This window comes from Streptosporangium subroseum, from assembly GCF_900188345.1.
Lineage (GTDB): Bacteria > Actinomycetota > Actinomycetes > Streptosporangiales > Streptosporangiaceae > Streptosporangium > Streptosporangium subroseum.
In genome coordinates this window covers 1-5,669 of the sequence record NZ_FZOD01000136.1, presented here as the reverse complement: position 1 = coordinate 5,669, position 5,669 = coordinate 1, and the positions used below count along the sequence as shown (strand labels likewise).

At 65.4% G+C, this 5,669-nt stretch carries 6 protein-coding genes and 1 riboswitch; of the genes, 5 read left to right on the top strand and 1 reads right to left on the bottom strand.

Features of this window, described 5'->3' with window-relative positions:
* Positions 1-708: S1 family peptidase (locus CHC08_RS47415; protein ID WP_143653715.1), on the top strand; the 708-nt coding region annotated here is incomplete at its 5' end.
* A gap of 54 nt (positions 709-762) precedes the next feature.
* On the opposite strand, the gene CHC08_RS47410 is transcribed toward CHC08_RS47415, so the two are convergent.
* Entirely contained in the window at positions 763-1,368 is a 606-nt protein-coding gene (locus CHC08_RS47410) for a hypothetical protein (protein WP_143653714.1), read from the bottom strand.
* Positions 1,369-1,714: 346 nt separating this feature from the next.
* A riboswitch (SAM riboswitch) is annotated at positions 1,715-1,855 on the top strand.
* A gap of 14 nt (positions 1,856-1,869) precedes the next feature.
* On the opposite strand from CHC08_RS47410, the gene thrC reads away from it, so the two are divergent.
* From thrC to groL, 4 genes are all read left to right on the top strand, one after another.
* Positions 1,870-3,132, top strand: coding sequence for a threonine synthase (gene thrC, locus CHC08_RS47405; protein WP_089213910.1), 1,263 nt, complete (start codon positions 1,870-1,872; stop codon positions 3,130-3,132).
* A 22-nt stretch (positions 3,133-3,154) separates the two neighbouring features.
* Positions 3,155-3,430, top strand: coding sequence for a MoaD/ThiS family protein (locus tag CHC08_RS47400; RefSeq protein ID WP_089213909.1), 276 nt, complete (start codon positions 3,155-3,157; stop codon positions 3,428-3,430).
* 392 nt (positions 3,431-3,822) lie between these two features.
* Complete coding sequence (locus CHC08_RS47395; RefSeq protein ID WP_012895270.1) at positions 3,823-4,023, top strand: cold-shock protein; 201 nt, start codon at positions 3,823-3,825, stop codon at positions 4,021-4,023.
* A gap of 317 nt (positions 4,024-4,340) precedes the next feature.
* Positions 4,341-5,669 (top strand): chaperonin GroEL (groL, locus tag CHC08_RS47390; RefSeq protein ID WP_089213908.1); only part of this gene is annotated, 1,329 nt, incomplete at its 3' end.

The window sequence follows — 5,669 nt, the reverse complement described above, 5'->3', positions numbered from 1 at the left end:
GTGAACGCCAACTGGCTGCTCAGGCCGGTGGTGAACAACGGCAGCGGCGGCACCGTTCCCGTCGCCGGTTCCAGGGAGGCGATCGAGGGCGCCTCGGTCTGCCGGTCGGGCTCCACCACCGACTGGCAGTGCGGTGTCATCCGGCAGCGCGACGCCAGCGTCACCTATCCCCAGGGCACGGTCTTCGGGGTGACCCGCACCAGTGTCTGTGCCGAGGCCGGTGACTCCGGCGGTTCCTTCATCTCGGTGGACCAGGCCCAAGGGGTCACCTCCGGCGGCTCCGGCGACTGCGTCGACGGTGGGATCACCTACTTTCAGCCGATCAACGAGATGCTCACGACGTACGGCCTGACCCTGGTGACCGACAGCAACGCCGTCCCACCGGACGAGAGCGCCTGCACGGGCCTGCCGAAGAACGCCACCGGCGTCCTGAACGAGGGCGATCAACCCGTCTACGAGCCGGCCGGTCAGCCTTACAAGACGACCGTCGCCGGTCTGCACACCGGTTGCCTGGACGCCGACAGCGGTATCGACTTCGATCTTTTCCTGGAGAAGCGGAACGGTTCGGCCTGGAGTACGGTCGCCACCTCCGACAGCCCGAACCCCGATGAGAAGATCAGCTACACCGGCGCGCCCGGGTGTTACCGCTATCGGGTGGTCTCCGCGAGCGGCTCCGGCTCCTACAAGCTGACCTACAAGACACCGTGACCTCCCTCCCGCCGCGGCGATCGCGCTCCTGGGAGATCAACGCCCGGGGCGCGGTCAGTCGAAGAACTGCTCGATCCTGAACCTGCGCACCAGGAGAGGGACGGAGTCCCGGCCGACCACGTGGATCGTCCTGAGGCGGGTCTGCTGGTTCATCGTGACCTTCACGCACTTCAGGCAGACCTCATGGTCTCCCGGCAGGGCGAAGTAGGAGATGGAGGCGCTGCGGTGTCCGAGGCCCCTGTCGGAGAGCCCCAGCCCCACCTCCCGGTAGATCCGCCGCGAACCCTTGAGATTGAACGCGGTGGAACCGATGATCGCGTGGTTCGATACGGGAGGACAGTGCACAAGTATCCGGACATTGTTGTTCTGGCGGGGGTCCCAGGGCAGGACCCGGAGCGACGTGACGTTCTTCAACGCGGGCGGGATCCCGTTGTTGTTGGTGTTGTTCACGGAGGAGCCGTCGCTCCCGGAGGACGCGGCTTTCCCGGAGGAGCCGCCGTCCTTTCCGGAGGTGTTTGAGTTGTTGATGTTCTTGTTGGAGGGGGGCGGGTCCTCGGCGACCCTCCGGACGGCCACGGACGGGATGCCGAGCGCCTCGGCGGGCATGATCGGGCCCATCACGAGGGCGGCCGCCGTTCCCATTCGTACAGCAAACCGCATGTGTTTCTCCTGCCGGACGGACGCGGGACATTGGCGGCGTGCTCTCGCCGAGCGACAGACGCGTGGGTGGCGGCGGAGGGCCGGTGTCCGCGGGTCGTCGGAGTGAAGGCATCCAGGCACCCGTCCTGACCGGGCCGGTCGTCTCATTATGTCGATTGCGTCATATAAACGTGGACGCCACACCGACAGCGGGGCGTGCCGGCGTGAGACTCACGGGTGGAAGGTCGGAGAGAGGCCGTCCGACAGGCAACACGCCATGTCTCGAAAAGTGAGACGAGTGGTCAGGATCGCGGCAGGGCGGGGTAGAGTGCGTAGGACCTGCTCGTCAGGCCCCTAATTGAATATTTGCTCATCCAGAGGGGTGGAGGGACCGGCCCTGCGAAGCCCCGGCAACCATCTCGGTTCAAGACTCGTAATCTGACGAGGTCAGCCGAGACAGGTGCCAATTCCGGTCTGTGACCAGGGTGGTCGCAGACGAAGATGAGGGAAAGGCCTCCCTTCATGGCGCTCGCAACCACTGAGAACACCACCTCGCTCGACTTCGGCCCCGCCGTGGCTCTCTCCTGTCGCGAATGTGGTGCCCGCTACGACCTCGGTCCGATCTTCGCCTGTATCGAGTGTTTTGGACCCCTCGAGATCGCCTATGACTTCGGGCGCGTGACCCGGGAGCAGATCGCCGAGGGACCGACCAACATCTGGCGCTACCGTTCCCTGCTGCCGGTTCCGGTCGATGTGACCTCCAAGCCCAACATGGCCCCGGGCTGGACGAAGCTCGTCAAGGCCGACAACCTCGCCCGCGAGCTGGGCATCCGCTCGCTGCACGTGAAAGACGACTCCGGCAATCCCACGCACTCCTTCAAGGACCGCGTGGTGGCCATGGCCGTCGAGGCGGCCCGCAACTTCGGTTTCCACACCCTTTCCTGCTCCTCCACCGGCAACCTGGCGGGCGCGGTCACCGCCGCGGCCGCCCGCGCCGGGCTGGACGCCTGCGTGTTCATTCCCGCGGACCTGGAGGAAGCCAAGATCGTCATGGCTTCGGTGTACGGGGGCCGGCTCATCGCCATCGAGGGCACCTACGACGACGTGAACCGCTTCTGCTCCGAGCTCATCGGCGACGAGCTGGGCGACCAGTGGGGCTTTGCCAACGTCAATCTTCGCCCCTACTACGCGGAGGGCTCCAAGACCCTGGCCTACGAGATCGCCGAGCAGCTCGGCTGGCGGATCCCGGACCAGATCGTCATCCCCGTCGCGTCCGGCTCCCAGCTCACGAAGATCGACAAGGCCTTCAAGGAGCTGATCGGCCTCGGCCTCGTCGAGGAGAAGCCTTACAAGATCTTCGCGGCCCAGGCGGAGGGGTGCTCGCCGGTCTCCACCGCCTACAAGGCGGGCCTCGACGTGATCCGCCCGGTCAAGCCGGACACGATCGCCAAGTCGCTGGCGATCGGCAATCCGGCGGACGGCCCCTATGTGCTGGACATCGCCCGGCGCACCGGCGGTGCGGTGGAGGACGTCACGGACACCGAGATCGTCGACGCGATCCGGCTGCTGGCCAGGACCGAGGGCATCTTCGCCGAGACGGCGGGCGGTGTCACCGTCGGTGTGCTGCGCAAGCTGGTCGCCGCGGGACGACTCGACCCCGACGCGGAGACCGTGGTCCTCAACACCGGTGACGGTCTGAAGACCCTCGACGCGGTGGCCGGCCAGGCGCGTCCCACCGCAGTCATTCGGCCCTCTCTTGACGCATTCCGTGCGGTTATCGCCTAGAAATCGTGAAAGGTACTGAATTATGAGCGTTTCTGTGCGGATTCCGACGATTCTGCGGACCTACACCGATGGTGCCGCCGAGGTGAACGGGGAGGGCGAGACTCTTCGCGACGTTCTGCAGAAGCTGGACGCGGACTTCCCCGGGATCGGGGCGCGCATCTTTGATGAAACGGGCAAGATTCGCCGTTTTGTCAATGTCTACGTCGGGGATGAGGACGTCCGTTTTGTCGACAACCTCGACACGGCCACGCCGTCCGGCGTCCAGGTCTCCATCATCCCGGCCGTCGCCGGGGGCTGATCCTTCCAGCACGCCCTGACGCGCCCGGGGCCCTGCCGGGCGCTCGGGCAGACCCGGGCGACCCTCCCGTGCTTCTTGCGGGCCCTTCCAGGCTTCCTCATGACACCCGCTCCGGCTCCGGCCGCGTGCGGGTGTTGTGTTTTGTGGCGCGAGCCCATATCTGTGACGGAAGGAAATAATGGAATCTTTAACTAACTAATCGTGAGAGCCAATCCCGATGAGGATGATAAAAGGGCACGTAAAGCAGTAGTTTGGCGCTTGACTCTGTTGCCCCATGGTGTCCCACAGGTATGGTCGAGAACGATCGACGTAGGCGTTGTCTCCGCCTCGGAGATTGAGGACTTCGCGAGAGGAATGGGTGTTGTCCTCAAGTCCAGTAAGAGGAGTCGCAAGTGGCGCAGGGCACCGTCAAATGGTTCAACGCGGACAAGGGCTACGGCTTCATCGCGGTAGACGGTGGTAAGGATGTGTTCGTCCATTACTCCGCAATCATGATGGATGGATACCGTGCCCTCGAGCAGGGCCAGCGGGTCGAGTTCGAGATCACCCAAGGGCAGAAGGGCCCCCAGGCGGAGTCCGTCCGGGCGGTCTGACGTAGCCATCCCGTGAACTTGTCGGGAAATGTCAGCGGATCCCGCGGCAGCGCAGTCTGCGTGGATCTCCACGACATCGGCCCGGTTCGCCGTCCCAATCGGCGGGCCGGGCTTTGCCGAGTGGCACGCAGGTCAACGACCCGCAGCTTGCACTCGACAGGGTAGAGTGCTAAACAGTTTGTTGGCACTCCCGGTTCGAGAGTGCCAACCTGGATCGAGGCGATGGGGCCCGCCGAACGGAGTCGTGGGCCCACATGCCGTCGCGGGCGTCGGCTCGATCCGGTGCAAGCCACCCTGTGTTTGGGAGGTCTAGCCGTATGGCAGCCAAGATGATCGCGTTTAACGAGGACGCCAGGCGCGGTCTCGAGCGTGGTATGAACCAGCTCGCGGACGCCGTCAAGGTGACCCTCGGCCCGAAGGGCCGTAACGTCGTTCTGGAGAAGAAGTGGGGCGCCCCCACTATCACCAACGACGGTGTCTCCATCGCCAAGGAGATCGAGCTCGAAGACCCGTGGGAGAAGATCGGGGCCGAGCTCGTCAAGGAAGTCGCCAAGAAGACCGACGACGTCGCGGGTGACGGCACCACGACTGCCACCGTGCTCGCTCAGGCTCTCGTACGTGAGGGTCTTCGCAACGTTGCCGCTGGCGCCAACCCGATGGCCCTGAAGAAGGGCATCGAGGCCGCCGTGGAGCGCGTCTCGGAAGAGCTCTCCAAGCTGGCCAAGGACGTGGAGACGAAGGCGCAGATCGCCTCCACCGCCTCCATCTCCGCGGGCGACGCCCAGATCGGCGAGATGATCGCCGAGGCGATGGACAAGGTCGGCAAGGAAGGTGTCATCACCGTCGAGGAGAGCAACACCTTCGGCCTCGAGCTTGAGCTCACCGAGGGTATGCGCTTCGACAAGGGCCTCACCTCGATGTACTTCGTGACCGACCCGGAGCGTATGGAGGCCGTCCTCGACGACCCCTACATCCTCGTCGTCAACTCCAAGGTGTCCGCCAACAAGGACCTGCTCCCGGTTCTCGACAAGGTCGTGCAGGCAGGCAAGCCGCTGCTGATCATCGCCGAGGACGTCGAGGGCGAGGCCCTGGCCACCCTGGTCGTCAACAAGATCCGTGGTCTGTTCCGCTCGGTCGCCGTCAAGGCTCCGGGCTTCGGCGACCGCCGCAAGGCCATGCTGGGCGACATCGGCATCCTGACCGGTGCCCAGGTCATCAGCGAGGACCTCGGCCTCAAGCTGGAGTCCACCACGCTGGACCAGCTCGGCCGCGCTCGCCAGGTCATCGTCACCAAGGACGAGACCACCATCGTCGACGGTGCCGGCGACCCGGACCAGATCGCGGGCCGGGTCAACCAGATCCGTGCCGAGATCGAGAACACCGACTCCGACTACGACCGTGAGAAGCTCCAGGAGCGTCTCGCCAAGCTGGCCGGCGGCGTGGCCGTCATCAAGGCCGGCGCGGCGACCGAGGTCGAGCTCAAGGAGCGCAAGCACCGCATCGAGGACGCCGTTCGCAACGCGAAGGCGGCCGTCGAGGAGGGCATCGTCCCCGGCGGTGGCGTGGCCCTGCTGCAGGCCGGCGCCAAGGCGTTCGACAAGCTCGAGCTCTTCGGCGACGAGGCCACCGGTGCCGCGATCGTGCGC